Genomic DNA, 26,544 nt, shown 5'->3' on the forward strand with positions numbered 1-26,544 from the left:
ATGGAATGTTTATAAAATTGAAAACAATAACTTTATGGTTTCACAATATTCCCTTAACTTTAAAGGATATAAATTTGATTTCTAAAAACTCTATTTTTTTAAACACATGAAAAACATTTACTCTGCTCGCCATTTAATGGCTTTTTTAAGTTTTTTTTATTGCTGCTCCGGGAATCTTTTTGCGCAAACAATGCCATCTCCCAGAGTTTCGCTTCCTATCACTGAAAATTTTGATGGATTATTAGCTTCTTCTACCACTTATCCGGCTGGATTTCAAGGCTGGTTAGTAAGCGCTACAGCAAATACAGCTACTTATGGTACCGGATTAACCGGTGACAGAGCTTTAACAGCAAACAGTACCGCAAATACTAATAGTGGTAATATTCATAATTATAATGGAAAAATTGGTTTTTTGAATACTACTTCTGCTGATTTCTCTTTGGGTTTTGCTTTCTCAACCCTTAATAATACAGCGATAAAAGTAAAGTACGATGCGATGATAATTCGTAACCCATATGACGGAAGCGCTAACAATCGTCTTCAGGAAATGGCATTGCAATATCGTGTAGGAAGTACAGGTGCTTTTATCACTTTGCCAACTACAGCATATTCAAATGCTAGTACAGTACAGCAAACCACTGCTGTTACAACACCTTTTAATTTACAAACAATAACTGTAACATTGCCATCAGATTGTGATAATCAAAATCTAGTTCAGATAAGATGGATTGCAAGATTAGTTTCAGGTACGGCCGGTTCAAGACAATCATTTGCTATAGATAATATCGATATTAGAAGTGATGTTCTTGCTCCTGTAAATGTAGCAGGCTATCCAAAAGCTGAAAATATTTATGGAGAAAGTTTTGATTTTTCTAATAAAATAGATGAAGTTGGTAAAACATATTATGTTTTATTGCCAGGCGGAAGTGCTGCACCAACAGTTACACAATTAAAAGCTGGACAGGACGCAAACGGAATCCCTGCTTTGCAATCCGGATTTTTAAACATTACGAATCCTTCTCAGGCTTATGTGAAAAACTTTGCAGGATTGAGCCTAAGTACATCTTATTCTGTTTTCTCTATTTCTGAGGATCCTTACAGCAATATTCAATCAACTGTAAATAAGGTTGATGTGACAACTTCAAGCGTTGCAACTCCAATTATAACGACTACAGTAAATTCTTTAGATTTAGGTTTTTCGCAATCTACATTTGTTTCGGATACTTTCGAATATAAAATTCAGGCTGTTAATCTTACGAATGATGTAATTTTAAATACTACGGCAAACTTTACAATATCTAAAGATAATACAAACTTTAGTTCGTCTCTTGTTTTTACTGTTGCTGATTTTGTTTCTAATCCAACGCCTACAGTTTATGTAAAATTTACACCAGATGCAATAAGTAACTTTACAGGACTAATAACACACGAATCTGTTGGTGCAACTACAAAAACAATAACGTTAACCGGAGCTGGAATTGATCCTTACAAGCAAGGATTTAATGATGCAAATGTTTTGACAAATAGTGGCTGGACGCAATATAATGTTGCCGGAACTTTAAACAAATGGGCTTCAACAACAGTTGCCAGAAATGTAAACTCAGGAACCGGAGCAGTTTTAATGAACGGATATTCTGATACCGGAGCAAGCAAAGACTGGTTGATTTCGCCTAAATTGCATTTAGATACTTTTGGACAATTCCCATTATTATCTTTTTACTCTCGTAAATTTTATACAGGACCAGGTTTAAAATTAATGGTTTCTGTTGATTACGACGGAAAAAGTAATCCTGAAACGGCAAACTGGACAGAAATACCAGCTGATTTTCCAACTACAACAGGAACTTACACCAAATCACAATACATCAAACTAAATAATTATAAAACTAGTCATACGTATTTGGCATGGGTTTATGAAACCACAGCTGGCGGAAATAATTTTGCTGCAGAATGGTCATTAGACGATGTAGAAATTACGAACGAAGCGGGTTATGTAGCTTCTAATCCTGTTTTAGATTTTGGAGATGTAAATCCAAGTGCGGTTTCTGCAAGCCAGTCTTTTAGTTTTAATGCAGAAGGTCATGGTGATATTACAATTACTGCTCCGGCAGATTACCTATTGTCTTTAGATGATAACACATTTCAATCGTCTATTGTTGTAAGTCAGGCTGATGCTGCGGCAGGAAAAACACTTTATGCAAAATTCGCACCTTCTGTAAAAGCTTTGACTATTTCAGGAACTTTAACAGTAACCGGAACTTCATTAAACAAACAAATTGGTTCTTTGACAGGATCTTCTATACCAAAAGCAGATACTTTTGATGTTGTAACGTATAACCTTGAGTTTTTTGGTACTGCGGTAAAAGGTACAGACGGAGTTGAATTTGGTCCAACTGATAATGCGCTTCAAATTGATAATGTAGCCAAAGTAATGAACAAACTAAATGCAGACGTATATGTTGTTCAGGAAGTATCAGATGAACCTGCTTTAGATGCTTTAATTCAAAAGATTAGCATTAACGGAAAAACATTCGACAAAACAATTTCAACATCATGGTCGTATTCGTTTAATGCGCCGGACCCTAATTTCCCTCCTCAAAAATTAGTAGTAATTTATAATACGCAAACTGCAACAGTAACAGATACGCGTGTAATGTTTAAAGACTTATACGATGACGTACGTGCAGGAACTAAAACGTTACCTAATTACCCTGGAGGTAATGGGGCAAGTTTTTTCTCATCAGGACGTTTGCCTTACATGGTACAAATAGAAACGAATCTGGGTGGAGTAAAAAAACTGCTTAATCTAGTAGATGTTCATGCACGTGCAAACAGCGGAACAGATATCGCCAGATATAATATGCGTAAATATGACTCGCAAGTATTAAAAGATAGTTTGGACCTTTATTATGCAAATTCTAATTTAATTATTTTAGGAGATTATAATGATGATGTAAAAGCATCTGTTATTACGCCAAATCCTTCATCATATAAAATGTTTGTTGATGATACGGTAAATTATAATGCACTTACTTTAGGAATTAGCCAGGCTGGAGCATATAGTTATTTAAGTTCAAGTGGATTTTTAGATCACATCATGATTTCTAATGAGTTGAATGATCAATACATACCAAACTCAATTTCAGTTTATGATCCTCGTAATGATATTGCGAACTACACGAATACAACATCTGATCACGGACCAGTAATTGCTCGTTTTGAGTTAAAATCTTCAACTTTGTCTACAATAGATTATGAAACCAAGAACGGTTATTTTGTTCAGGCATTCCCTAATCCAAGTACAGATGTTTTGAATATTATTGTAAAAACTAATAATGACAAGAAACTAAAATTAAACCTGTATGATATTTCAGGTCATTTAGTTGCAAGTCCTATCCAGATAAATGCAACACAAGATGTAAGTACAACGGCAATTCCGGTAAATTATTTAGCATCCGGAATCTATGTTTATACTTTGACAGAGAATAATAAAGTTGTTTATAAAAGCAAGATTGTAAAAAAATAAGCAATTGTTACAAATTTAAAAGAGGCATCCGCGTTTGTGGATGCCTCTTTTTTATGTTTTAAAATAAGCCTTTAAACTTATTGAAATCAAGATCAGGAGATATTGCATAAAAATAGTCTAACTGCCATTGTTGGGTTTTCTGAGCCTGTTTACTCGTTGTTTCATCCCAGGGTGGATAAACTCTCGTCGCTCTTTTTCCTTCTTTTGTAGCCGTAGAAAAAATTGATTTTTCCAGCAGAATATTTTTAGGAAAAATAAATTGTCCAAATAAATCATTTTTTCGAACACTGATAATAACAAAATCTATTGCGTCAGAAAAATCAAAAGGTTCGATGATTCCGTTTTTATTTCGTTTCCATAAGGTTACAAACTGACCTGTTTTTGTAGGTGTTATTTTTGCCGTTCTATAGTAAATATACTTTCCGTTCAAATAAAAATGGTAAGCATTATAATCCGTACTTTCAGTTTCTGGTTGAGGTTCTGTGATGTCAAAATTGCAGCAATCATAAACTAATTCTTTGGCAATAATTAAATCTTCAGGTAATGATTTTTGATCATTCCAATTGTTTTTGATTGTCATTTTTAGGGTGTTTCTATTCCGTTATTTTGGTAAAATTACCACAAAAAGAACTTTAAAAAGAAACATTTAACCCAAAATTTAATCCCCACTGAAACTGATTAAAAGATTGATTATTCAATGGATTTATATAATAATTCACCGCAGGCTCAACAAAAACATTGGTCTTTTTGTACACGCGATATTGCAAAGTACTACTTAGTGTAGAACCATATACGTAATCATTTGCATTTATATTCTGACCAAGCGAATTGCCATCTAAAGCTACATTATTAGAAATCAATTTACCAACAAAACCTCCCGTATTTAAATTGATACTGGCTTTGTTTTTACTAAAAACAGAATAGGATACTTCTAAAGGCATTTCGATATATCGTAAATTCTGATCCAGATTTCCGGTTTGAATATTGTTGCTTTGAATATCGTTTTCTTTTATCGCATTTGTAGTTGAGTTAGGAACAAATACATAATCTGCATTAGTCGTAATTTTTGGTGCGGCAGCTGTCGTATTTAAGTTAAAATAATCGCTAGAACTAAAAAATGCAGCATTTTTTGTACTCAAATACGAAACGTTTGCCACGCTCTGGCCTAATTCATTAATTTTAAAACCAGAACCCACAGCCCATTTCTTGTTGATTTTGTATTTGGTTTTTACACCATATGTATTACTTTGTTTCGAATCATTTGAATTGCCAAAAGTTTTGTCATTTTTATAGTTTTCTGAACTGGCAACTCCGGCAAAAACTTCGACAGCCCATTTTTCACCTTTAGCAATCTTTTTGTCTTCCTTTTCGTTTTTTGTTTCAGGAGTTAAGATACCTTTTTCTAAATTTTGAAGTTCTGCCAATTGTACAGAATCTTGCTTGCTTAGAGCAGCGTTATTAAATTTAGAATTGCTTTTATTGCTCGCTAGTTCTTTGCTAGGCAATACACCTGAATTGTTTTGTTTTAAGGCATTTTCGTTTATAACACCATTATTGTCTTTTATGTATGGATTTGGATTGCTGGAAGCTATGTTTTTGTTGTTTTTTGAAGCCGATTGATTTTCAAAAATTGATTTCGACAATTGATTTTTTGTACTTGGATTAAATGGATTTGCATTTCCGGCAACAAAAGTTTTTTCGGCTAAAATTTTATCAGATGATTTTTTATCAGCAGTTACAAACTGATTTTTTGATGCAGTATTAAAAGAATTTGTTTTGGCTGAAACTGCAGCTTTTTCAGCCAGAGTTTGATTAGAAACCTTTTTATCAGCATTCGTAAATTGATTTTTTGATGCTGAATTAAAAGAGTTTTCTTTACCTGAAACAATAGTTTTTTCAGTCAGATTTTGATTAGAAACCTTTTTATCAGCAGTTGCAATTTGATTTTTTGAAGTCGAATTAAAAGAGTTTTCTTTAGCTGGAACTATAGTTTTTTCGGTTAGATTTTGATTAGAAACCTTTTTATCTGCATTTGCAATTTGACTTTGTGAACCTGAATTAAATCCGTTTTTTTGATCTGAAACAGTTGTTTTTTCAGCTACAGCCTGATTAATATTTTCGTTTGCTTTATTAGGTTTTAAATTTAAACCATCAGCATTAGGATTATTTAAGGTTTTAGAATTTGTATGAGCAACTGTCGTTTTTTGATTTTTTACTGCATTATTAAGTTGATCCGGTGTGTTCTTTAAAGATGAATTATCTTTAGTAGCAACAGATTGATTTTCAATAGCAATTTGTTCAGAGTTATTCTCTTTTGTTGAGGTTGTTTTAGTTGGGTTTAAATTGTCTTTTTGCTTATCAAGAACAACGGTATTTTCCTGAGAATCCCCTTGTATTGTTTTGATTCCTGAAGTAGAGCTAAAATATAAAACAGAAGGAAGTAATAAGCCTAATAATAAGCATGCTGCAGCCGACCACCAAAGAATAGCTCTCTTTTTCTTTTTTGGTTTGTCTAATTTTTCCTCAATCTGACTCCATAATTCTGGAGGCGGAACACTTGAAAAGTTTTCCATTGATGAAAAAATATCTTCTATATCTTGCTTTTTCATGCTATTTTAAAATTTTTTATGCTCAGTATTCTTTTCTGCAAAATGTGCTTGGCCCTGTTTAAATTTGATTTTGATGTTCCTTCTGAAATCTTTAGTAATTCTGCTATTTCCTTGTGTTTCATTTTTTCAAAAACATACAAGTTAAAAACCGTTCGGTATTGGTCTGGTAAATCCCTTATATATTCTAATAATTTTTCTTGTTCTATAGGAATACTATCCAGTTCTTCTTCCTCGACAAAGTCAGTATCAGGATCAAAAACATCTAAAAAGAAACTTTCTTTCTTCTTTTTATTCAAGGTTTCAATTAGCTTATTGATGAAAATACGTTTTAGCCAGCCTTCAAAACTTCCTTCAAATTTATATTGGCTTATTTTTTGAAAAACGATTACAAATGCCTCCTGAAAAACATCTTTTGCATCATCTTCATTTTTCATATACTTTAGGCAAATACCGTATAAAACAGGAGAGAACAACTGATATATTTTCAGTTGTCCCTCCCTGTCATTTTTTATGCACAGCTTAATGTATTTTTCTAAATCGTCTTTCAAAAAAATGGTATTGTTTGGTTTTGCAAAAATAGTTCTTAAATGCTTATAAAACTATCTTTTATAAATAGTACGGGTTGCATCCTGGTTGTTACTAACAATTGTTAGGTTTTGATTGTCAAGCTTTTCTATGATATAAGTCTTGCCTTCAAAAGTAATCAGGTCATTTTCTGACTGATCAAAAATACTAACGCCTTTTTCTATCTGATACGCACTATTTCTAATTTCTACATCATTTTTGTAAGTGATCACACGTCCTTCCGGAGTAAAAATTACCTTCTTTGTAAATCCAATAGTTTTTGGGGTTGCAGTATAAGGATTGCTGCCTCCTCCAATCGATTTTTCCCAAATCCAGGTATTCATAATAGAACCGGATTTTACACCTGTTGAATCTAGTGAATATGCGGTAGAAAACAGACAACACGCTACAATAAATAATAAGAATTGTTTCATAAGCTTGGATTATTTTAGAGCTGTAATTTTATCCTGAATGACTTTTTTGAAAGCTTTTACTTCTGCACTTTGATCTGCAGTATCTACATTGTCAATAATAACTTTCGTAGTTACAGTACCTTGACGAATTTCAAAATATACACCACCATGATTTGCTTCATCCGGAGTTCCGTAAGTTTTAGTTTGTCCTTTTAAGTTTAAAATTTCAGTTGGTACCTCTTTTAATAAAAGCGTATAATCTCCTTTTTTAGTCGTTGCAGTATATCTGTATTGATTAAAATCATAACCTCCCGCAACAACATTCTGGAATTTTAAAATATTAAAATCATTGATTTGAAAGAATTTTTGGCAATCAGCCCCAGTACATTGTTTGCTAAAAGTTCCCACAACAATATTATCTGTATTCTCCGTGACTTTGTTAAAAAGGACCGCTTTTGAGCTTCTTGGGATTAAAATAAAATCTGACGGATAACTTGGCGCAGAAACAAGAGTTTCACCAGCCTGAGGTGCTTTTTCGTAGTAATTAATTAAAATCTCACACTTGTTTTCTACAATTGTTGTTATTTTAATAGAGTATCCGTTTGTAGGTTTTAGGCCTGCAAAAATTCCAACCAGCATATCTTTAGTGAAATCTATAGGAGTGTCTGTAGCATTTGGACAAGAATTTTCATGCTTAGTGAAAAGAGTTTTCATTTTTTCTTCTGACCCAACTAAAATTGCATTTGGATTAGTAGGTAAAGTAGTGATGGTGTATGAACATAAAAGTGGAAATCCTGTAAAAGCTTTGTCTTCACTAGCTCCGCAATCGACTTTTAAATCGTCATTATTAAGAGAGCAGGCGCTGAATCCAAAAGCTATAAACAAGCTTAACATTAATTTTTTCATGATAATTTTTTAATAGGTTTATATACTGTAGATGAATATCTTTTGAAATGGTTGCGTGAAAAAAAGTTTTTTTTAGTTAATTTAAATCAGAAGAGTTATTCAAAATGTTCATTAAATTTTGAATAACTGTTAATTCGTGAAATTTTGATTTTAAAAATAAGTACTACGTATTATTGCTTACTTTTACTTTAAAAATAAAATTTAATTATGTTTGATTTTCTTCCTTATCTGCTGGCTTTTGTTGTGGCTCTAATCTTAGGTGTATACTTAGGTAAGTTGTTATTTGTGGCGAGATCTCAGTCAGAGAAAATAAGTTTAGAAGAGCGTTTGAATGCAAATATCAATCAATTGCAATTGCAGAAAGAGCAGTTTGAAAGAGAACGAATCAATTTTGAAAAACAACTTCAGTTTATTGCTTCTGAAAAGGAAAATATCAGAACAGAAAAAGATAGTCTTGCTATTCAGCTTTCTAAAAAAGAAGTTGACTTTGAGAATTTATGGGAACGACATAAAGAACAAAAAGCAGAAGTAACCGAATTACAGGAAAAATTCACGAAAGAATTTGAGAATTTAGCCAATAAAATCCTGGAAGAGAAATCAGCCAAATTTACGGAACAAAATAGCGTGAACATGAAAAATATCTTGCTGCCTTTGCAGGATAAAATTCAGGGTTTTGAACAAAAAGTAGAGCAAACACACAAAGAGAGTATTGATTATCATGCGGCACTTCGTCAACAAATTGTTGGATTAAGCGAAATGAATGCACAAATGAGCAAAGAAACCCTGAACCTTACAAAAGCTTTGAAAGGCGATAATAAAATGCAGGGAAATTGGGGAGAATTAGTTCTGGAACGTGTTCTTGAAAAATCAGGTTTAGAAAAAGGCCGAGAATACGAAGTACAGCAAAGTTTTACCAATAATGAAGGAAACAGGGTTTTTCCGGATGTTGTAATCAATTTGCCGGATGGTAAAAAAATGATTGTCGATTCTAAAGTTTCTTTGGTTGCCTATGAAAAATGGATCAATGAAGAATCTGAAACTCTTAAAATCGATTATCTAAAAGAGCATGTAAATTCTATAAAAAGACATGTCGAACAATTGGGAAATAAAAATTACCATGACCTCTATCAAATAGAAAGTCCAGATTTTGTATTGCTTTTTATCCCGATAGAACCGGCATTTGCGATAGCATTAAATGAAGATTCGGCACTTTATAACAAAGCATTCGATCGTAATATCGTAATTGTTACACCAAGTACTTTGCTGGCTACTTTAAGAACTATTGATAGTATGTGGGCAAACCAGAAACAACAGGAAAATGCTTTTGAAATTGCCAGACAAGCCGGAGCCTTATACGATAAATTTGAAGGCTTTGTGGGTGATCTGGTAAGAATTGGAAATAAAATTAAAGATACTAAAACCGAATACGAAAGTGCGATGAGCAAACTCGTTGATGGTAGGGGAAATTTGATTTCGAGTGTCGAAAAATTAAAGAAAATGGGAGCGAAAGCAAAAAAATCACTTCCTGAAAATATAGTTGCAAGAGCAGCAAATGAAAATGATGATAATCAATTATTAAATTAAAATTCATCTTATTATAATCACCTATTCCAAAAAAACATGACTAAAGATTTTAAACCGGTTTCTTCATCAAAAATTAGTATTTCAGAATTAATGCTGCCTTCCCATACCAACTTTAGCGGTAAAATTCACGGAGGTTATATTCTGCAATTACTCGATCAGATTGCTTTTGCCTCGGCATCAAAATTTAGCGGTAATTATTGTGTAACAGCTTCTGTTGATACAGTAAATTTCCTGAAGCCCATAGAAGTTGGAGAATTGGTTACGATGAAAGCTTCTGTAAATTACGTGGGAAGAAGTTCTATGATTGTAGGAATTCGTGTTGAAGCCGAAAATATACAAACCGGTGTAATCAAACATTGTAATTCGTCTTATTTTACTATGGTTGCCAAAGACAAAGAAGGAAAAAGTGTTCAGGTACCGGGATTAATTTTATCTAATTTAGATGAAGTTCGTCGTTTTAGAAAAGCAATCAAACATATTGAACTTCGCAAGGAAGTTGAAGAACACGAAAAAATTACCAATGTAAACTCCATTGAAGATCTGGCAAGCTTAGATAAGTACAATGTGTTATTAGAGATTAGTTAAAATAGTTATCAAAATTTAAAATTAAGAATTATGGTAAAGTTTGGATACACCATTTTATATGTTGAAGATGTAGAAAAATCAATTTCATTTTATGAAAATGCATTTGGATTCTCCAGAAAGTTTGTAACTCCGGAAAATGATTATGGAGAATTAAGCACTGGCGAAACAACTATTTCATTTGCTTCAAAAAAATTAGCCGCTCAAAATTTAAGTGAAGGTTTTGTTGAAAGCAGCTTAGAAAACAAACCTTTTGCAATCGAGTTGGGTTTTATCACGGACAATGTTGGCGAGTTGGTGCAAAAAGCAACTTCGTTTGGTGCGATATTAATAAAAGAACCTACACAAAAACCTTGGGGTCAAATCGTAGCGTATGTACGTGATCTTGATGGTTTTTTAATTGAGATCTGTACAGAAGTTCAGGGGTAAATGGTTTTATTTTTTGTCAATTTATATTCTAAACAAAAAGTCATTTTACAACCAACATTTTACATTTTTACAGCCAAAAATATTTCACAAATATTTAAGATAAACCGGCAACTGTGTCCGTGAAAATTTCGTAACTTTAAGTATACTCATTGAGTTATTATTTTTTCACGGAATACTGCCATTCTATTTTTTTAATGTATTATTAAGTCCAGTTTTTTTCTCTTCTTAAAATAAAAAATCGAATGACATAATTGTTTAATTGCTGACGATTATGAAAAAAATTACTGTATTAATTTTACTTTTTACTGCATTTTCAATACTTGCCCAGGATAAATTTAAAACGGCTGCCGCAATTGTAAATTTTGAAGCTTCTGTTCCTTTTTTTGAAGAGGTAAAAGCAGTAAATAAGCTTGGAACCATAGTTCTTGAACCTTTAAGCAGTACCTTAATATGTGCTGTTACTATAAAAGATTTTCGTTTTAAAATGGATTTAATGGAAACACATTTCAACGAAAATTATTTAGAAAGTAATCGATATCCCAAAGCTGTCTTTAAAGGCAAAATCGAAAAATTTGATTTGAAAAATGTCGATGCTGTCGAAAAAGAATATGATGTAAAAGGGAAACTTTATCTTCACGGAAAATTTAAGATAATAGATTTTAAAGCTTTGATAAAAAGAGTTCCTGAAGGTTTACAGATTACCTGTAATTATCCTATATCCATCGCTGATTTTAATATTGCAATACCAAGTGTTGTAGCAAGTAAAATTTCGCAAACTGCCAATACTACTTTAATTGGAGTCGTGCGAAGCGAAGAAATAATGTATCTTACCTTAAAATAAAATTATTTCAAACAACTTACCAACGCGCGTTCTAAATCTGTAAATTGAAATTCGAAACCCGTTTTCTGTATTTTTTCAGATGAAACCCTTTGTCCTTCTAAGATAGCAGCACTCATTTCGCCCAGAACAATTTTAAGAACGAACTTGGGTGCTTTAGGAAGCCAGATCGTGTATCCAAATATGTTTGCCAGTGTTTTTGATAAACTGGCATTTGTAGTATTATCAGTGATGCAGGCATTATAAGGACCATGCATTTCGGTATTTACTATTGCTTTTACATAAATACTACATAAATCTGATATATGGATCCACGGAACATATTGTTTGCCAGTACCTAAAATTGCACCAAAACCAGATTTAAAACTTGGTACTATTTTTTTTAGAAAACCTTCATCTCTGCCTAAAACGATTCCCGTTCGCACTTTTACAGTTCTAATTCCCAGTGTATTTATTTTGTCAACGGCTTTTTCCCATTCCTGACATGTTTGTCCTAAAAAGTCATTGGCTGGCGGCGAATTTTCAGTACAAATTTTATGACTGGTAAAAGCACCGTAAATTCCAACTGCCGAGGCAGAAACAAATGCATCTAACGTTTTCTTGTTTTTTTCTAAAACAGAAAAAATAAGATCAATAGGTTTTATACGACTTTCGAGAATTTCTTTTTTCCGTTTTTTCGTCCATCTTTTCTCTACAATTCCTTCGCCGGATAAATGAATAATATAATCGGCTTTTAAAACAGCTTGTTCATCAATATAATCGTGATCCGGATCCCATTTGTAATAATGGATTGCAGAAGTATTTTCCTTGGGAGAACGCGTAAAAACAGAGACAGAAAAACCATTCTCGATAAGTAAATTCGTTAAGTTTTTACCTATAAAGCCAGTTCCTCCGGTTAGTAGTATATTTTTTGCCATGATAGTTTATAATATATTTAACATCGTATTCTGTTTAACGATAAGTAAAGATACTTAAACATTGCTTACCTTTAAGGCAAAATTTAAATTTTAATAAAATGGTAGCTAAAAATAAGATAATCAGCAAAGAAGACATCGTTTCGATCTATATGGAAGAGGTTCTGGAAAAAGGACAAAAGCCAAAATCAGTTTATCATTTTGCTAAAGAAAATGATTTTACCGAAGCTGAATTTTATGCTTTTTTTGGAACATTAGAAGGTTTGGAAAAAGAAATATTCAGATTGTTTTTTGTCAACACAATCGATTTGTTGCATAAAAATGCAGACTATTTAGAGTATGATATGAAAAATAAAATGCTGAGTTTTTATTTCACTTTTTTTGAAATCTTAACCGCCAACAGAAGTTATGTTCTGCAAGCATTAAAATTTGACAGGAATCCGCTAAAAAATCTTGTCCAGCTTACCTCTCTTAGAAATAGTTTTAAAGAATATGTTTCAGAAATCCTGACTGACGATTACAGATTAGAACAAGAAAAATTACAGAAATTTCAGGAAAAAGGAATTCAGGAATCGGCTTGGCTGCAATTAATGTTAACGATAAAATTCTGGGTTGATGATGAGTCACCTGCGTTTGAAAAAACAGATATTTTTATCGAAAAATCAGTAAATGCTTCATTCGAGTTAATGAATGTTGCACCTCTGAATCATCTTATAGATTTGGGCAAATTTTTGTTCAAAGAAAAAATATACAGCAAACAATGAAAACGATCGATTATATCCCAACCTCAAAAATAGAAAGAGCCAGTAAATTGGTACAGACCGGAGCAAAAATAGGTGTAAACTATGTGAAGCATTATGCTGAGAAAATGGTTAATCCTGATTTAACCCGTGATAAACTCAACGAAAATAATGCTGAGGATATTTACGACGGATTAAAAAGCCTGAAAGGGAGTGCCTTAAAAGTTGCTCAAATGCTTAGTATGGACAAGAATTTCCTTCCTCAGGCATATGTCGAAAAATTCTCTTTATCACAGTTTTCTGTTCCGCCACTTTCTGCTCCATTGGTTTTAAAAACTTTTAAAACTAATTTTGGTAAAACGCCTTATGAAATTTTCGATGAATTCAATGCCAACTCCGTAAATGCTGCGAGTATTGGTCAGGTACATCTTGCGGTAAAAAGCGGTAAAAAATTAGCGGTAAAAATTCAATATCCCGGAGTTGCCAATAGTATTTCGTCTGATTTAGCTTTGGTAAAACCCATTGCAATCAGAATGTTTAATCTACAAGGAAAAGACTCTGATAAATATTTTAAGGAAGTCGAAGATAAACTCGTCGAAGAAACCAATTATTTGCTGGAATTAAAACAAAGTCAGGAAGTAGTTGAAGCTTGCAGCAAGATCGAAAATTTACTTTTTCCACGATATTATCCTGAATTTTCGTCAGAGAAAATTATCACAATGGACTGGATGACCGGAATTCATCTTTCTGAGTTCACCGCCAAAAATACAGATAAGGAAGTTGGCGATAAACTAGGGCAGGCACTCTGGGATTTTTATATGTATCAAATTCATGTATTGCGAAAAGTACACGCAGATCCGCATCCCGGAAACTTTTTGGTAAACGATCAAAATCATTTAATTGCACTGGATTTTGGTTGTATGAAACAAATTCCGGAAGAGTTTTATGTGCCATATTTTGAGTTAATCAATAAAAACGTCATTACAGATAAAGCGCTTTTTAATCAAAAGCTGTTCGAATTAGAAATTCTTCGTCCGGACGATTCACCTGCAGAAATTGAATATTTTACAGAGATGTTTCATGATTTATTATCGCTTTTTACAAAACCGTTTCAGAACGAAACCTTCGATTTTGCCGATGAGACTTTCTTTGACAGCATTGCCAAATTAGGAGAACGTTTCTCTAACGATACCAATCTTAAAAAAATGAACGGGAATCGCGGTTCAAAACATTTCATCTACATGAACCGTACTTTCTTTGGTTTGTATAATTTGATGTTTGATCTAAAAGCAAAGATTGTAGTTAGTAATTATTTGAAGTATTAGGAGCTGTTTCCTGCTATACGCTATATCTTTTATTTTTTAAAGAAAAAAATAAAAAGGATACCGCTGCTATCAGGGCTAGGGATTTAGGTTTCATAATTAAGATTTATTTGTAACATACTCCCAATTTTGTCACGCTTTTACACCACACGGATGACGCTGATTCGCTATCGCGAAAACGCAGATTTACACGGATTTTATATAGACCTTTGGTAAAGTTCCAAAACTTTACCAAAGTTTTTTTTGAGATATTTTGTTACACAGTAACCGTAAAGTATGTCATCTCGATGAAGGAAAGATCACACTCGTAACTCGACAAAGATTAATGGTCAGAATTTCTCTTTATTAAAATGACAAACCCGACAGGTTTTTAAAACCTGTCGGGTTTACTTTTAAAAACGTAATTTCTAGTGTGATCTCTCCTTCGTCGAGAGGACAAGATTTTGTCTAAATGGGAATGAAACAAAGGAAACATTCAGTAGAACCTGAAACTTGAAACAAAAAAAACTTATTTCAAAATCCCTGCTTTATAAGTTGCAATTGCTCTGTCTCTGGCAAAAGCGTGATCGACCATTGGTTCATTATATCCTAAGTCAAATTCAGGAATCCATTTACGGATGTAGCTTGCTTTTTCGTCGAATTTCTTTTGTTGAATCTGGGGATTAAAAACCCTGAAGTATGGCGCAGCATCACAGCCTGTTCCCGCAGCCCACTGCCAGTTACCTACATTTGAGGCCAGTTCAAAATCCAGTAATTTCTCAGCGAAATAAGCTTCGCCCCATTGCCAGTTAATGAGCAAATGTTTGCATAAAAAACTTGCAACAACCATTCGTACGCGATTATGCATATATCCGGTTTCGTTAAGCTGGCGCATTCCTGCATCCACCATTGGATAACCTGTCGTTCCGGAACACCAGCGTTTAAAATCGTCTTCGTTGTTTCGCCACTGGATTCCGTCGTAAGCCGACTTGAAATTGTGATTTACACAATTGGGGAAATTAAAAAGAATCTGGATAAAGAATTCTCTCCAGATTAATTCACTCAAAAAGGTTTGGTTTTTCTTATTGGCCCAATTTGCTAATTTACGGATACTAACCGTTCCAAAACGCAAATGTGGCGAGAGATAAGAGGTTCCGTCTAAAGCCGGAAAATCTCTGGTTTCTTTATAATTACCAATTTGGGTTAAATTATACGGAAGTACTTTTATCGTGCTTCTTTCAAAACCAATTTTTGATAATTCTGGAAAATTGAAATTGTTTTTGGAAAAATTTACAAACAAAGGCTTTGTGTCATATTCATGAGCTTGTCCGGAAAGATGATATTTTTCCAGCCATTTGTTTTTGTATGGCGTATATATCGTGTACGGAAGTCCATCTGCTTTTGTAATTTCTTTTTCTTCAAAAATCACGTGGTCTTTGAAGGAAGTAGCTGCTATATTATTTTGTTTTAATAAGTCACCAATGGTCATGTCGCGTTTTATAGCGTATGGTTCGTAATCTTTATTAAAGAAAACGTTTTGAATGTCGAATTCTTTTATGAGGGATTTCCAAACGTCGAAAGTTTTTCCTTTTTTGATTAAAATCGATGAATCAATTTCCAGAAGCTGTTCGTTTATTTTTTGAAGGGAATCATAGATAAAAGTAACACGAGCATCATCTTTAGGAAGATTCTCTAAGATATCTTCATCTAAAATAAATAACGGAATCACCGGAAAATCAGATTGGAGGGCATTGAATAACCCAATATTATCGTCGAGACGTAAATCACGTCTAAACCAGAAAAAAGTTGCTTTTTGTTTTGCCATTATATTAAATTCCGTTTTGCGGGTATTTTTTATGCCACAGATTAAAAAAGATTTTTAAAGAATTTTTTACTGTGTTAATCTTTTTAATCTGTGGCAAAAATATTTTTACAATAATTATGCTTTTGAATTAAATATTTCTTCGATTTTATTACGACGATATTCGAAAATGGATTTCAGTTTGTTTTTTACCATTATTTTATTTGCGATTTGCCCTAAAAAACTAAATGGTAAAGCATAATGTACCACATCGGTCATTTTTGTGCCGGTTTCTGTGGGTTCAAAAAAGTGTTTGTGATGCCATAATGCGTATGGACCAAAACGTTGTTCGTCTACAAAATATTGGTTTTCTGAAGAAACCGTAATGATGGTCATCCAATTAATTTTAATACCCAAAAGTGGTTTTAAAGTATAAGTAATCACTTGTCCGGGATACATGCGTTTGCCATCGAAATCCTGAATAACGAAACTCATATCGTCAGGTGTTATCGTTTCCAGGTTTTGAGGACTGGAGAAAAAGTCCCAACATTCTTCGATACTGGCGTTTAAGTGTTGTACGGTTTCTAGTTTATATACTTTCATAAAATCGATTATTACGGAGTTCTTAAGATGCGTTTGCGTTAGGGATTGCAGTGGAGCTCTCCCGATTTTTCATCGGGAAGCGGGAACGGAATGCCCGACCCGCTTTTTCTGCGGGTAACGCCCAAATGATGCTACATTTTATAATACTTGAAAGGAACGAATAACATTCCGAAACATTCTCCGTGTTCTTTTCCTAAATGTTTGTGGTGTATTTTATGCGCTTTTCGTAAACCAATCAGGTATTTGTTTTTGGTGTTTTTGAACCATTTAAAACGTTGGTGAATTAAAACGTCATGAATTAAAAAGTAACAAGCGCCGTAAGTCGTGACTCCGCAAGCGATGAAAAATAAATAATTGAATCCGCCCTGAACGCCAAAATAAAAAAGCACAATACTTGGAATGGCAAAAATGACAAAGAAAATGTCGTTGCGCTCAAAAGTATGTTCATATTTAGGTTTATGATGATCAGCATGAAAATACCACATAAGTCCGTGCATGATGTATTTATGCGTAAGCCAGGTTACACATTCCATGAAGAGAAAAACGCCTAAAAAGATTAAAAAAGAAATCATTTTTTATGTTTTGAATTGTTGAAATTATTGTTTGTTCTTGATCTTGTCATTGCGAGGAACGAAGCAATCTCACTATCATAAGACGTAAAGTTTGATTTAGCAAATGCGGTTGCTTCGTTCCTCGCAATGACAAAAATTGCGGGTAAATCTAAACCAATTTTAACTTGTAAGTTACAAAAGATTGTGCTAAAAGCCCGGCTTTTGTATAATTTGAAACTCTGATTCTGGAGCTTCCAATTTCGTAATATGGTGTGTTTTTTAGTTTTTTTAGCAGTTTTTTGTAATAGATGTATGCTGTGTAAACTCCAAATTTTGCTTCTATAGGTAATTTTACAATTCCCTGATAAGCAACTCTAAAATCTTCTTCGATTTCGTTGATAATGGTGTTTTTAGCATTTTCATCGAAAGAGTTTAAATCGACTCCTGGAAAATAGTTTCGGTTTAAAACCAAATTATCATCTTTTAGATCTCTTAAAAAATTTACTTTCTGAAAAGCTGATCCCAATCGCATTGCTTCATTTTTTAGCTGGTCGTATTTTTGCTCGTTTCCTTTTACAAATACTTTGAGACACATTAAACCTACAACATCTGCAGATCCGTAGATGTAATCCTCGTATTCAGTTTGAGAGTTGTATGTTGATTTAATGAGATCCAGTTTCATGCTTTTTAAGAAAGCCTGAATTTGATCATCTGTAATGTTATATTGTTTTACAGTGTGCTGAAATGAGTTGAGAATAGGGTTGAGACTAATCCCGAATTCAATGGATTTGTAATATTCTTTTTCAAAATCATTGATAAGGTTTTCTTTGTCGTACTCATGAAATGAATCGACAATTTCGTCAGCAAAGCGAACGAATCCGTAAATACTGTAAATCGCTTCGCGAATACTTGGAGATAGCATTTTTACAGCCATCGAAAAAGAAGTACTGTAGTTTTGGGTGACCAATTTGCTACATTTGAAAGAAACGGTATCGAATAGTGATTTCATTTTTTTTAAGATCTAAAAGATTTTTCAATTAACCCGGCTACTAGTTTTCCTGAAATTAAAGCAGGCGGAACACCTGGACCAGGAACAGTCAATTGTCCTGTGAAATATAAATTACGAACTTTTTTACTTTTTAATTTTGGTCTTAAAAAAGCCGTTTGCAATAATGTATTCGCCATTCCGTAAGCATTTCCTTTGTAGGCATTATAATCTGTTACAAAGTCGTTTTTACAAAATGATCTTTTAAATATAATATTATTTTTAATTTTTTGTTGTGTAATCTGCTCAAAACGTGTAATGATTTTTTCGAAATATTGTTCTCTAAGTGCTTCACTATCATTTATTCCAGGTGCTAACGGAATTAAGAAAAAGCCACTTTCCATACCTTCCGGTGCTGCTGTTTTATCTGTCTTTGATGGGAAATTGGCATAGAATAAAGGAGCATCTGGCCATTTTGGATTATCGTAAATATCTGCTGCATGCTGATCAAAGTCTACATCAAAAAATAAGGCATGATGGGAAATATTTTCTATTTTTTTATCGAATCCAATAAAAAATAAAAGCGAGGATGGAGCGAAAACCCTGCTTTCCCAATATTTTTCAGAATAGGCACGATATTCTTTATCTAATAAGGTTTCGGTATGATGATAATCGGCACCGCTTAAAATAATATCTGCCTGAATTATTTTTCCGTTAATAACAATTCCGGTTGCAGTTTTATTTTCTACTATTATTTTTTCTATTGCAGAATTGGTTTCAATGGTAACTCCAAGTTCCAATGCCAGTTTTTCGATTCCGCGAACTACATCGAACATTCCGGTTTTTGGATGCCAGGTTCCTAAGCCAAAATCGGCGTAGTTCATAAAATTATAGAAAGAAGGTGTTTTAGAGGGTTTTGCGCCTAAAAATAAAACGGGAAATTCCAGAATCTGGATCAGCTTTTTGTTTTTAAATTTTTTACGAATATCATTACTCACGGTGCTAAAAAACTGATTGAGTTTTAAAGTCGTTTCAATGGTAATTAATTCCAGAGGAGAAACTCCGGGACGATAAACCAAATCTTTTATAGCAATATCATAATTACTTTTAGCTTGCTTGATAAAAGCTTCTAGTTTTTGACCACTTCCTTTTTCAATAGTTTCAAAAGTGGTTTTTATTTCTTCGAGATTGTCATAAATATTGATAAAATCATCTGCTCCAAAATAAACCCGATAAGCAGGATTTAGTTTTATGAGTTCGTAATAATCAGTTGTCTTTTTATCAAAATCCAGAAAGAAGCGTTCAAAAACATCGGGCATCCAATACCAGCTTGGTCCCATGTCGAACGTAAAACCTTCTTGTTCGAACTGTCTGGCTCTTCCGCCAATAGAGTCATTTTTTTCATAGATAGTCACCTTGTTTCCTTGTTTTGCCAAGTAACATGAAGCGGCTAATGCTGAGAAGCCTGATCCTATTATTGCTATTGTTTTTTTCATTTGTTTAACAAATGTACAAAAACTTTAAACAAAATAATATTATAACATACTAATTGTTTCTTCCATTGAATTGAAAATTTGTATTCTTTCGGATAAAATTTTCGGATCAATGTGTTCAACCATATTACCCATAAGCCAAATTTCATTATTTTTTTGAAGTAACTTTTGTCCCATAGTTTTTACATATTGGTTGATAACGCTTCTGTCCGGCTGAATTGTCATGAAAGATACAAACGTAATATTCTCAAAATGTTTGGTCAGATCATGAAGGTTTTCTATTGGCATACTTTCGCCCAGATAGATGGTTTTATAGCCGTGAGACAAAATTTCGTATTGCAGATATAATAATCCTATTTGGTGAATTTCATTAAGAGGCAGTGAAAGAACAAAAATTCTGTTGGTTTTTGTTGGTTTTTGTATTTGAAGGCTTTCTGTATAAATTAATATTTTTTGTTTGATCAAATGACTCATAAAGTGTTCATTTGCAGGGGTTATGGTTTCGGATTGCCATAATAGCCCCAATTCTTTCAATAGAGGCAGGAAATGATCTTTGAAAACTTCTTTGAATGATTTTTCAGAAATAAGCCAGTCAAACGTATTGAAGAATATTTCCTGATCAAAATTCATCATCGCCATCTTAAAAGAAGTTATAGCGTAATTCTGAGAATTTCTTTTTGAAATAATTTCACGAACTAATTGCGGGATTTTTTCTTCTGGATAGGTTGCTATTTTAGAGATTTTATAACCGTATTCGTGTAATAAAGTAATATTTAAAAGCTTCTGTAAGTTTTGCAGGTTATAGAGTCTAATGTTAGTGTCTGTACGCATTGGCTCCAGAATGTTGTATCTTTTTTCCCAGATACGAATGGTATGTGCTTTTATTCCTGATAAGTTTTCGAGATCTTTTATGCTGAAAACAGTTTTAATATTGTTTATCATTTACTGGCTATTTGGTGAACAAAAATAGGATAAAATCTGAAAATACTTTGATAACTTCATTAAAATGATAGATTGCTAGAAGTTTACAGATTGATAATCGTTTAATTTGTCTAAATGCAGGATCGTTTTAGAGCCATCTTTACTTCGATTATACATGGTTTCGAATTTGGCCCCATAAATGATTTCGCTAAAAGTATAAGATGTTCTGGCAGCGACTGTATTGCTGTACATATTGTCAAAAGTGGTAATGAATACTAGTATTTCACCTTGTACTTTCTTTAAATCTTCCTGGCTAAAGTTGTATAAAGGGCTATCTTCTGTAATTGGATGTACTAAAGTCCAGCTTAATGTAAGTGCATTTATCTTATCTAGTTCAAGGTCTAAATTATAGAATTTAATAGTATGCTGGCCATTCTCTTCTAAACTCATTCCTAACATAACTTTTGCCGTAGCATCTGTAAAATTGGTGTTTTTAAAAGGAACAACACGTATCATAAGACCTTTTCCTTCTGCATAAGGAGAAATCAAGGCATTGTCTGCAAATTTTAAAAATGCTGTGGGTTTGCTAAATCTTCCAAAAAATAAACCTGTTGCTATAGCAAAACTTAATAAACCAATTAAAGCTTCGGCCGAGGAAAGGGCACTTGTCAAAAAACCGGTTGGACTAATATGTCCGTAACCTACAGTGGTAAAGGTTTGTGCACTAAAAAAATAAGCCTGGCCAAATTGGGTTAATATACTTTGAGATTGTGCAATACCGTCGAGATGCTCGATCCCGATAGCATAATAAATAACGGCAAAAATAAAATTAATGACAATGTAAAAAATAAACAAAATGGACATGAATTTCCAGTTTGGCATATCTATCATGGTATGGTACCAGCTAATGCGGCGAAACAAATGCATGCCTCTTTTTTCTATATTCGCAGTTCCGTCTTTATTTACAAATCTTCCTCCGTAACTGTTTGCATTAGTTCCAAAACCTGAATTTTTATCAGTTTGTACATTTTGGTTTATTTTTTTTATAAGTGCCATTAAGATTTGGTTTAAAGGGCAAAGTTAAGCATAACTATTAGACGAAATTATAGCTGATTTTAATAAAAAAAAGCAATTTGTAAATATCTATTTTACAAATTGCTTTCGTACTGAATGGCTTTAATTTTGTTTATTTACAAAATGTAGCTTTATTTTTAATGGCGCTCTGGCTGCCTAATTCTATCGCTTTAGAAAAGTCTTTACAGGCATTTTTTTTGTCTCCCATTTTATTATATGCCAATCCTCTCAGGTTATAAGCGATGTAATCTTTTGGGTTTAAACCAAGTGAAGAGGAGCAATCGTCAACGGTTTCCTGAAAGTTGTTTAGTTTGTAGTTTACATTTGCTCTGCCTGTAAATGCATCTGCATTCATGCTGTCTAAATCGATTGTTTTGCTAAAATCTGCCTGAGCACCTTTTAGATCATTTAGTTTGAATTTTGCAACACCGCGATTTTGGTACGCTTCTACAAATTTAGTGTTCATGCTAATTGCTTTTGTATAATCAGCAATTGCGCCCTTATGATTGCCGGCTTCGGCTTTTTTCATGGCTTTGTCAAAATAACCAGTTGCAGATTGAGCCCATGTAGAGCAAGTTATCATAATAAATGATACAAGTAATAAATTTTTCATAAACCAATTTGGGATTAGTTAGTAGGTTGATTAATTATGAAACGAATTTAGTAAAGTTTTGTTTTGAAACTCCTATTCTTTTGTAAAATAATAGTTAGTAATTGATTTTTTATGGACTCGATCCGGACTATTATTTAACTCAATTTCTAAACTAATTTCTTTTCTGCTGTAATATTTTATGTAAATTTGATAGTATCTGATTGTAAAACAATGTTATAATCAGTTGGTTGAATTGTTGAAAAATGATGTTTCCTGCAGTGAACATTTTAATTAGTAACCCCAAATTATTAAAAGAAATGAAGAAAAATTTTGCTATCGCATTTGGAGCTTTATATATGTTGTTTTTTGCTATTCCTTTCCCTATGCTCATATATTATGCGGTAAATAGCGAATTTGATGTCAATACGCTGAAGGATAAAAATCCGTGGCTGGCTTTAAGTATCGTTTCTATATCAGTTATTCTCTGGTTAATTGTTCTGATAGGATATTTCCGAAAATGGATTGTTCAAATTTTTATTTCAAAAAGAAACATCGAACAATTAAAGTCAAAAGGAATTTTTAGGGAAGCAAAAATTTTAAGTGCTGTTAAAACTTCTAAACCAGACGCGAAGTTTTCTACTTATGAACTTGAATTGTTGTTTAAAAATCTGGCAGATACTGAAATTACAAACAAAACAAGTGTTACTGATGCTAAACCTCAAGAACGACGTTTTGAAGTTGGGAAAAAAATAAATCTAATACTTAACAGAGATGCAGAAAAAGCTCCTCACTTTATTGTTGCAACTACAGAGGTAAATATAAATGGAATAAGAGTATTGGGTATTTTATTAGGCTGGTTGGCATTTGTCGCTGCCGTAATTGGATATTATGCGTATTCGTATGAAACGGAAAGTTTTGGTATGGGCTGGCGTTTTATGAGTTTTGGACATCCATTGATTGTATGTCCTGCGGTCCTCTTGTTTTTTAGATATCTGTTAAAATTTATTTACCGTAAGCTTACAGGTTTGGAAGGAGGTTCATTACTGATTAAATTTAAAGGCATAAAAACCTGGGCAAAATTAATAAAAGTAACTCAAACCGGAATTTATATTAATGACCAGCCAGAAGTTCGTTTTGAACTCGAATACACAGATAATAAACAGGATGTTCATCGTAATAGCTTAAAGAAAGTTATTGGTTTGCTTGAACTCGATATTACAAAGCAGGAACAAATAGAAATTTTTTATCTGCCGGAAAATCCAAGTCAAATTGCTTTTGTTAGTGATTTAGAAAATATGGAGTAACGATGAAAACTATGTTTTTTATTTTAAGATTGCCGGCAATAAGTAATCGTGAACTATTTTATCAGCCTGAGGATGTCCGTATGGTTTGTTAAATGCCTTTGAGGTAATTATAATGACAAGTGGTAAATCTTTGAAAATTATAAATTCATTTCCTCCATTTCCGGCGCAGTAATAAGTTTCGTAATTTTTGTTGTTATAAGTAACGGTTTTATTCCAGAATAAATAGCTGTAAAATTGATTGTCTCTCTCTGGAATCTTAATTTGCTTTGTAAAAGTTTTTTCTATCCATAATTTTGGGACTATTTGTTTGCCGTTCCATATACCGTTGTTTTTGTATAATTGAGCATATTTTGCATAATCCAGTGAGGTCATTTGTAGGCTTCCTGCTGTATTTACTACTTTTTGTGGTGTATATTGCCACTGATAATTTGTAATATTTAATGGTTTAAAGAGTTTTTGATCAGCATATTTTTCTAATCCGTCTGGGACATTTTTATCCAGAATATCTCCTAAAAGAATAACGCCTGCTGTAAAGTAATCCCATGTGCCTCCATTTGTTTTTGTTGAGTCTGTAGGGAGATCCAGCGTAAATTTTACCCAGTTATCTGTAGGGTACATGTTCTCCTCATTTCCGGGTGAATCGCTATGTGCATCTGAACCTTCAAATGAAGAACTCATACTTAGCAGGTCTTTTATTTTTATACTGTCTTTTTTGGTATCATAATTTGCATATTGGTGTAAGTTATAAAACGAACTAAGTGTTTGTTTTTCGTTTTTAATATATCCGTCATTTATAGCGATACCCATAAGTGTAGACGCAAAAGATTTTCCTGCAGAGCGAGTATCATGCAAAGTATTTCTGCCGGCATCATTAAAATATTCCTCTATCAAAAGTTTACCATCATAAATGGCAACGACGCTTGTTATTTCTTTTAGGTTATAAGAGGCTATTTCCTTGTTTAACATTTCGATTTTCTGATGATTAATTTCAAGATTAGAAATCTCCCATCCGCTATTGGGTAATATAGTTTGTATTGCGATTTGCTCTGCAGTTACTACAGGAGTTTTTATTATGAGTTTAATTTCTCCTTTAGCAATTAGATCTCCAGTTTTAATATCATTATTTTGATTACTAATGATGTAAGGTCTGATTTCAATTTTTAAAGTATGTGTTCCGTTTGTTAGTGCAGTTTCGCCGCCATTAATTTTAAAACGATCCCACATATGCAATGCCCAGAGATTTTCAGGTTTAGAGCTGGTAAGCGGAATTCTTAATGTTGTTGAGGTGTTTTTGCTGTTGTCAGATCCAAAATTGCATCCTGAATTAATGTTGTCTTTGTATATGAATTTATTATCGATATAAAACGAAAACTGAAGATTGCCCATTTTTACAAGTTCTTCAGCTGATAAATTGGGTTCCAGTTGATGTAAATAGTTTGTTATTGAGTTATCAAGAAAAATCCTGATATTAAGGTTTGATTTGTATGTGAGATTGAAAGATTGAAGAAAATCAGATTTTTTATATTGCTCTAACGGAATGTTTCCATCCATGAAAGTAACTTTTCCAATGTTTGATTTATGCAGTTCGTTCGTTATTTCCTGAGGTTTAAAAAGATTAGTGGTCTGACCTGAGGCAATCAAATAAAAAAGGTTGATTATTAGTAGGGATAATGTTCGTATCATTTTTTGATTTAATAAGATTAAAAAGCAAAATTATTTGATAACCGGGATTAAAAATTGTACAGGATTAACATTTGCATTATTTCATTAAAAGTAATTTTAAATGCGCAGAAGGATTTAATCCGTTTACCTCCCTGAAGCATCTCGTAAAATGGCTTTGATCTGAGAATCCGCATTCATAAGCGATTTCTGTTAATGATTGCTTTTGTAAAGACAGGAGGGAAAGCGCTTTTTCTACTTTTAACTTTCTCCTGTATTCGCTTAAAGTACAGCCAAAGTATTTAGAAAAATCCCTTGAGAGGTGAACAGGGTGTATTCCGGCTATTTTAGATAAATAATCCAAAGAGATTGTATCTCCGGTCTGATCATGAAGAATCTCATCAATAAGCTGTACCCATTTTGGGTTTTTGTAAAGCGATGTATTATTTTGTGTATTTAGTTTTGATAATATTTCTATTAGCAAAGTTTGTGCTGAAAAATCTATTGCAGAACCTTCAATTTTAGCAGCTCTGAAGATTTTATACATTAAAAACTTAATTTCCGGTCTAGAGATGTTAATGCTGCCTTGTAGGTTATCATCTTTTAATGCTGTGGTGTCGAACCAGTGTTTCTCGATTTCGAGATGAAAACCTCTTGTGAATCCCTCTGGTTTAATATTGTAATGAGGTTCTTGCCAATTATGAAAAAGTAAACTTCCGGGAGCACAATTGTAGATTTCTTTTTTATTTCCCTCGATAACATTGCCTTCCAGAATAAAGGTAAAATAGGCATTCTCGTGATAATGCCAATCTACTTTGCTGTGCGTATACACGGTATCTGTCAGGGTTATTCCGTCCAGAATAATTGTCTGATTCGTTTGTCCGTAAAATGTGCCTTTTTTTAAATGTTTCATACAATCGCATTGATTCCCTTTTGCGGGCAAGGATATTAGGATGATTTGTATACATTAAATGAATACAATGAACTTAATAGCTATTAGATGTAATAAGATGAAAAATGTTACAGGAAAGATATGGATTTAATTGGTTTCGATCTGGATCGATAAAATTATCGGTTCTTGTTATGCGGTTGTAAAATAATAGGAAGTATGAAAAAAGATAAAAACACATTTTGGATTCTAACTTTTTGTCATCG

Annotated in this window: 24 protein-coding genes; 8 read left to right on the forward strand and 16 right to left on the reverse strand. The window is 33.0% G+C overall.

All coding sequences use genetic code 11. From position 1 onward, the window contains the following. The first annotated feature begins 106 nt into the window (after nt 1-106). A complete protein-coding gene (locus tag BXU01_RS17050) occupies nt 107-3,526 on the forward strand; it encodes a T9SS-dependent choice-of-anchor J family protein (protein WP_083694282.1) in 3,420 nt (1,139 codons plus the stop codon). Between the two features lie 58 nt (nt 3,527-3,584). Here BXU01_RS17050 and BXU01_RS17055 read toward each other — a convergent pair whose 3' ends face one another. The 5 genes from BXU01_RS17055 to BXU01_RS17075 are packed head-to-tail and all read right to left on the reverse strand — an operon-like array spanning nt 3,585 to nt 8,018. Then, entirely contained in the window at nt 3,585-4,106 is a 522-nt protein-coding gene (locus BXU01_RS17055) for a MepB family protein (RefSeq protein WP_083694283.1), read from the reverse strand. Between the two features lie 52 nt (nt 4,107-4,158). After that, on the reverse strand, nt 4,159-6,135 hold the full coding sequence (locus tag BXU01_RS17060; protein WP_083694284.1) for a hypothetical protein: 1,977 nt from the start codon (nt 6,133-6,135) through the stop codon (nt 4,159-4,161). Continuing rightward, complete coding sequence (locus tag BXU01_RS17065; protein ID WP_083694285.1) at nt 6,132-6,683, reverse strand: RNA polymerase sigma factor; 552 nt, start codon at nt 6,681-6,683, stop codon at nt 6,132-6,134. The genes BXU01_RS17060 and BXU01_RS17065 overlap by 4 nt, the downstream gene beginning before the upstream one ends. 51 nt (nt 6,684-6,734) lie before the next feature. Next, the gene (locus tag BXU01_RS17070; RefSeq protein WP_083694286.1) at nt 6,735-7,133 is read right to left on the reverse strand and encodes a hypothetical protein; all 399 of its coding nucleotides are present in this window, start codon (nt 7,131-7,133) and stop codon (nt 6,735-6,737) included. Between the two features lie 9 nt (nt 7,134-7,142). Next, nucleotides 7,143-8,018, reverse strand: coding sequence for a protease complex subunit PrcB family protein (locus tag BXU01_RS17075; RefSeq protein ID WP_083694287.1), 876 nt, complete (start codon nt 8,016-8,018; stop codon nt 7,143-7,145). A 207-nt stretch (nt 8,019-8,225) separates the two neighbouring features. On the opposite strand from BXU01_RS17075, the gene rmuC reads away from it, so the two are divergent. The 4 genes from rmuC (at nt 8,226) to BXU01_RS17095 (ending at nt 11,454) form a co-directional block, all read left to right on the forward strand. Then, nucleotides 8,226-9,602, forward strand: coding sequence for a DNA recombination protein RmuC (gene rmuC, locus BXU01_RS17080; protein ID WP_083694288.1), 1,377 nt, complete (start codon nt 8,226-8,228; stop codon nt 9,600-9,602). 36 nt (nt 9,603-9,638) lie between these two features. After that, nucleotides 9,639-10,187: an acyl-CoA thioesterase gene (locus BXU01_RS17085; protein WP_083694289.1), complete on the forward strand. Its 549-nt coding sequence runs from the start codon at nt 9,639-9,641 to the stop codon at nt 10,185-10,187. Between the two features lie 30 nt (nt 10,188-10,217). Next, nucleotides 10,218-10,613, forward strand: coding sequence for a VOC family protein (locus BXU01_RS17090; protein WP_083694290.1), 396 nt, complete (start codon nt 10,218-10,220; stop codon nt 10,611-10,613). Nucleotides 10,614-10,884: 271 nt separating this feature from the next. Further along, nucleotides 10,885-11,454 carry a YceI family protein gene (locus BXU01_RS17095; protein WP_083694291.1) on the forward strand — a complete coding sequence of 190 codons (570 nt, stop codon included), beginning with the start codon at nt 10,885-10,887 and terminating at the stop codon, nt 11,452-11,454. Nucleotides 11,455-11,456: 2 nt separating this feature from the next. Here BXU01_RS17095 and BXU01_RS17100 read toward each other — a convergent pair whose 3' ends face one another. After that, nucleotides 11,457-12,368 carry a TIGR01777 family oxidoreductase gene (locus BXU01_RS17100; protein WP_083694292.1) on the reverse strand — a complete coding sequence of 304 codons (912 nt, stop codon included), beginning with the start codon at nt 12,366-12,368 and terminating at the stop codon, nt 11,457-11,459. A 98-nt stretch (nt 12,369-12,466) separates the two neighbouring features. Here BXU01_RS17100 and BXU01_RS17105 point away from each other — a divergent pair, with 98 nt between their 5' ends. Together BXU01_RS17105 and BXU01_RS17110 are read left to right on the forward strand one after the other, a co-directional pair. Next, the gene (locus BXU01_RS17105; protein ID WP_083694293.1) at nt 12,467-13,129 is read left to right on the forward strand and encodes a TetR family transcriptional regulator C-terminal domain-containing protein; all 663 of its coding nucleotides are present in this window, start codon (nt 12,467-12,469) and stop codon (nt 13,127-13,129) included. Continuing rightward, nucleotides 13,126-14,430, forward strand: coding sequence for an AarF/ABC1/UbiB kinase family protein (locus tag BXU01_RS17110; RefSeq protein ID WP_083694294.1), 1,305 nt, complete (start codon nt 13,126-13,128; stop codon nt 14,428-14,430). Before BXU01_RS17105 ends, BXU01_RS17110 begins: the two co-directional genes overlap by 4 nt. A 505-nt stretch (nt 14,431-14,935) precedes the next feature. Here BXU01_RS17110 and BXU01_RS17115 read toward each other — a convergent pair. The 8 genes from BXU01_RS17115 to BXU01_RS17150 form a co-directional block, all read right to left on the reverse strand. Continuing rightward, complete coding sequence (locus BXU01_RS17115; RefSeq protein ID WP_083694295.1) at nt 14,936-16,231, reverse strand: deoxyribodipyrimidine photo-lyase; 1,296 nt, start codon at nt 16,229-16,231, stop codon at nt 14,936-14,938. A gap of 114 nt (nt 16,232-16,345) precedes the next feature. Next, a complete protein-coding gene (locus BXU01_RS17120; RefSeq protein ID WP_083694296.1) occupies nt 16,346-16,810 on the reverse strand; it encodes an SRPBCC family protein in 465 nt (154 codons plus the stop codon). Nucleotides 16,811-16,941: 131 nt separating this feature from the next. After that, nucleotides 16,942-17,382, reverse strand: a complete 441-nt coding sequence (locus tag BXU01_RS17125; protein ID WP_083694297.1) for a sterol desaturase family protein — start codon at nt 17,380-17,382, stop codon at nt 16,942-16,944. Nucleotides 17,383-17,530: 148 nt separating this feature from the next. After that, complete coding sequence (locus BXU01_RS17130; protein WP_083694298.1) at nt 17,531-18,370, reverse strand: squalene/phytoene synthase family protein; 840 nt, start codon at nt 18,368-18,370, stop codon at nt 17,531-17,533. Nucleotides 18,371-18,375: 5 nt separating this feature from the next. Next, on the reverse strand, nt 18,376-19,842 hold the full coding sequence (locus BXU01_RS17135; protein ID WP_083694299.1) for an NAD(P)/FAD-dependent oxidoreductase: 1,467 nt from the start codon (nt 19,840-19,842) through the stop codon (nt 18,376-18,378). A 39-nt stretch (nt 19,843-19,881) separates the two neighbouring features. Beyond that, the gene (locus tag BXU01_RS17140) at nt 19,882-20,781 is read right to left on the reverse strand and encodes a MerR family transcriptional regulator (protein WP_055091763.1); all 900 of its coding nucleotides are present in this window, start codon (nt 20,779-20,781) and stop codon (nt 19,882-19,884) included. A gap of 75 nt (nt 20,782-20,856) precedes the next feature. Continuing rightward, the gene (locus BXU01_RS17145; RefSeq protein ID WP_083694300.1) at nt 20,857-21,816 is read right to left on the reverse strand and encodes an ion channel; all 960 of its coding nucleotides are present in this window, start codon (nt 21,814-21,816) and stop codon (nt 20,857-20,859) included. Between the two features lie 130 nt (nt 21,817-21,946). Beyond that, complete coding sequence (locus BXU01_RS17150; RefSeq protein ID WP_255373789.1) at nt 21,947-22,447, reverse strand: tetratricopeptide repeat protein; 501 nt, start codon at nt 22,445-22,447, stop codon at nt 21,947-21,949. A gap of 296 nt (nt 22,448-22,743) precedes the next feature. On the opposite strand from BXU01_RS17150, the gene BXU01_RS17155 reads away from it, so the two are divergent. Beyond that, a complete protein-coding gene (locus BXU01_RS17155; RefSeq protein WP_083694345.1) occupies nt 22,744-23,730 on the forward strand; it encodes a hypothetical protein in 987 nt (328 codons plus the stop codon). 18 nt (nt 23,731-23,748) lie between these two features. On the opposite strand, the gene BXU01_RS17160 is transcribed toward BXU01_RS17155, so the two are convergent. Both BXU01_RS17160 and BXU01_RS17165 read right to left on the reverse strand, forming a co-directional pair. Further along, nucleotides 23,749-25,413: a serine hydrolase gene (locus tag BXU01_RS17160; RefSeq protein ID WP_083694302.1), complete on the reverse strand. Its 1,665-nt coding sequence runs from the start codon at nt 25,411-25,413 to the stop codon at nt 23,749-23,751. A 76-nt stretch (nt 25,414-25,489) separates the two neighbouring features. Next, a complete protein-coding gene (locus tag BXU01_RS17165) occupies nt 25,490-26,302 on the reverse strand; it encodes an AraC family transcriptional regulator (protein ID WP_083694303.1) in 813 nt (270 codons plus the stop codon). Nucleotides 26,303-26,544: the final 242 nt, after the last annotated feature.

It is taken from the genome of [Flexibacter] sp. ATCC 35103 (assembly GCF_001975985.1).
Classification (GTDB): Bacteria; Bacteroidota; Bacteroidia; order Flavobacteriales; family Flavobacteriaceae; genus Flavobacterium.

Excerpts from the sequence above, each read along its gene's own strand:
- rmuC (WP_083694288.1), top strand. The coding sequence starts at position 8,226 with ATGTTTGATTTTCTTCCTTATCTGCTGGCTTTTGTTGTGGCTCTAATC.
- BXU01_RS17070 (WP_083694286.1), bottom strand. The coding sequence starts at position 7,133 with ATGAAACAATTCTTATTATTTATTGTAGCGTGTTGTCTGTTTTCTACC.
- BXU01_RS17110 (WP_083694294.1), top strand. The coding sequence starts at position 13,126 with ATGAAAACGATCGATTATATCCCAACCTCAAAAATAGAAAGAGCCAGT.
- BXU01_RS17055 (WP_083694283.1), bottom strand. The coding sequence starts at position 4,106 with ATGACAATCAAAAACAATTGGAATGATCAAAAATCATTACCTGAAGAT.
- BXU01_RS17140 (WP_055091763.1), bottom strand. The coding sequence starts at position 20,781 with ATGATAAACAATATTAAAACTGTTTTCAGCATAAAAGATCTCGAAAAC.
- BXU01_RS17100 (WP_083694292.1), bottom strand. The coding sequence starts at position 12,368 with ATGGCAAAAAATATACTACTAACCGGAGGAACTGGCTTTATAGGTAAA.
- BXU01_RS17125 (WP_083694297.1), bottom strand. The coding sequence starts at position 17,382 with ATGATTTCTTTTTTAATCTTTTTAGGCGTTTTTCTCTTCATGGAATGT.
- BXU01_RS17120 (WP_083694296.1), bottom strand. The coding sequence starts at position 16,810 with ATGAAAGTATATAAACTAGAAACCGTACAACACTTAAACGCCAGTATC.
- BXU01_RS17165 (WP_083694303.1), bottom strand. The coding sequence starts at position 26,302 with ATGAAACATTTAAAAAAAGGCACATTTTACGGACAAACGAATCAGACA.
- BXU01_RS17135 (WP_083694299.1), bottom strand. The coding sequence starts at position 19,842 with ATGAAAAAAACAATAGCAATAATAGGATCAGGCTTCTCAGCATTAGCC.
- BXU01_RS17085 (WP_083694289.1), top strand. The coding sequence starts at position 9,639 with ATGACTAAAGATTTTAAACCGGTTTCTTCATCAAAAATTAGTATTTCA.
- BXU01_RS17060 (WP_083694284.1), bottom strand. The coding sequence starts at position 6,135 with ATGAAAAAGCAAGATATAGAAGATATTTTTTCATCAATGGAAAACTTT.
- BXU01_RS17075 (WP_083694287.1), bottom strand. The coding sequence starts at position 8,018 with ATGAAAAAATTAATGTTAAGCTTGTTTATAGCTTTTGGATTCAGCGCC.
- BXU01_RS17050 (WP_083694282.1), top strand. The coding sequence starts at position 107 with ATGAAAAACATTTACTCTGCTCGCCATTTAATGGCTTTTTTAAGTTTT.
- BXU01_RS17130 (WP_083694298.1), bottom strand. The coding sequence starts at position 18,370 with ATGAAATCACTATTCGATACCGTTTCTTTCAAATGTAGCAAATTGGTC.
- BXU01_RS17095 (WP_083694291.1), top strand. The coding sequence starts at position 10,885 with ATGAAAAAAATTACTGTATTAATTTTACTTTTTACTGCATTTTCAATA.
- BXU01_RS17090 (WP_083694290.1), top strand. The coding sequence starts at position 10,218 with ATGGTAAAGTTTGGATACACCATTTTATATGTTGAAGATGTAGAAAAA.
- BXU01_RS17105 (WP_083694293.1), top strand. The coding sequence starts at position 12,467 with ATGGTAGCTAAAAATAAGATAATCAGCAAAGAAGACATCGTTTCGATC.
- BXU01_RS17160 (WP_083694302.1), bottom strand. The coding sequence starts at position 25,413 with ATGATACGAACATTATCCCTACTAATAATCAACCTTTTTTATTTGATT.
- BXU01_RS17115 (WP_083694295.1), bottom strand. The coding sequence starts at position 16,231 with ATGGCAAAACAAAAAGCAACTTTTTTCTGGTTTAGACGTGATTTACGT.
- BXU01_RS17155 (WP_083694345.1), top strand. The coding sequence starts at position 22,744 with ATGAAGAAAAATTTTGCTATCGCATTTGGAGCTTTATATATGTTGTTT.
- BXU01_RS17150 (WP_255373789.1), bottom strand. The coding sequence starts at position 22,447 with ATGAAAAATTTATTACTTGTATCATTTATTATGATAACTTGCTCTACA.
- BXU01_RS17145 (WP_083694300.1), bottom strand. The coding sequence starts at position 21,816 with ATGGCACTTATAAAAAAAATAAACCAAAATGTACAAACTGATAAAAAT.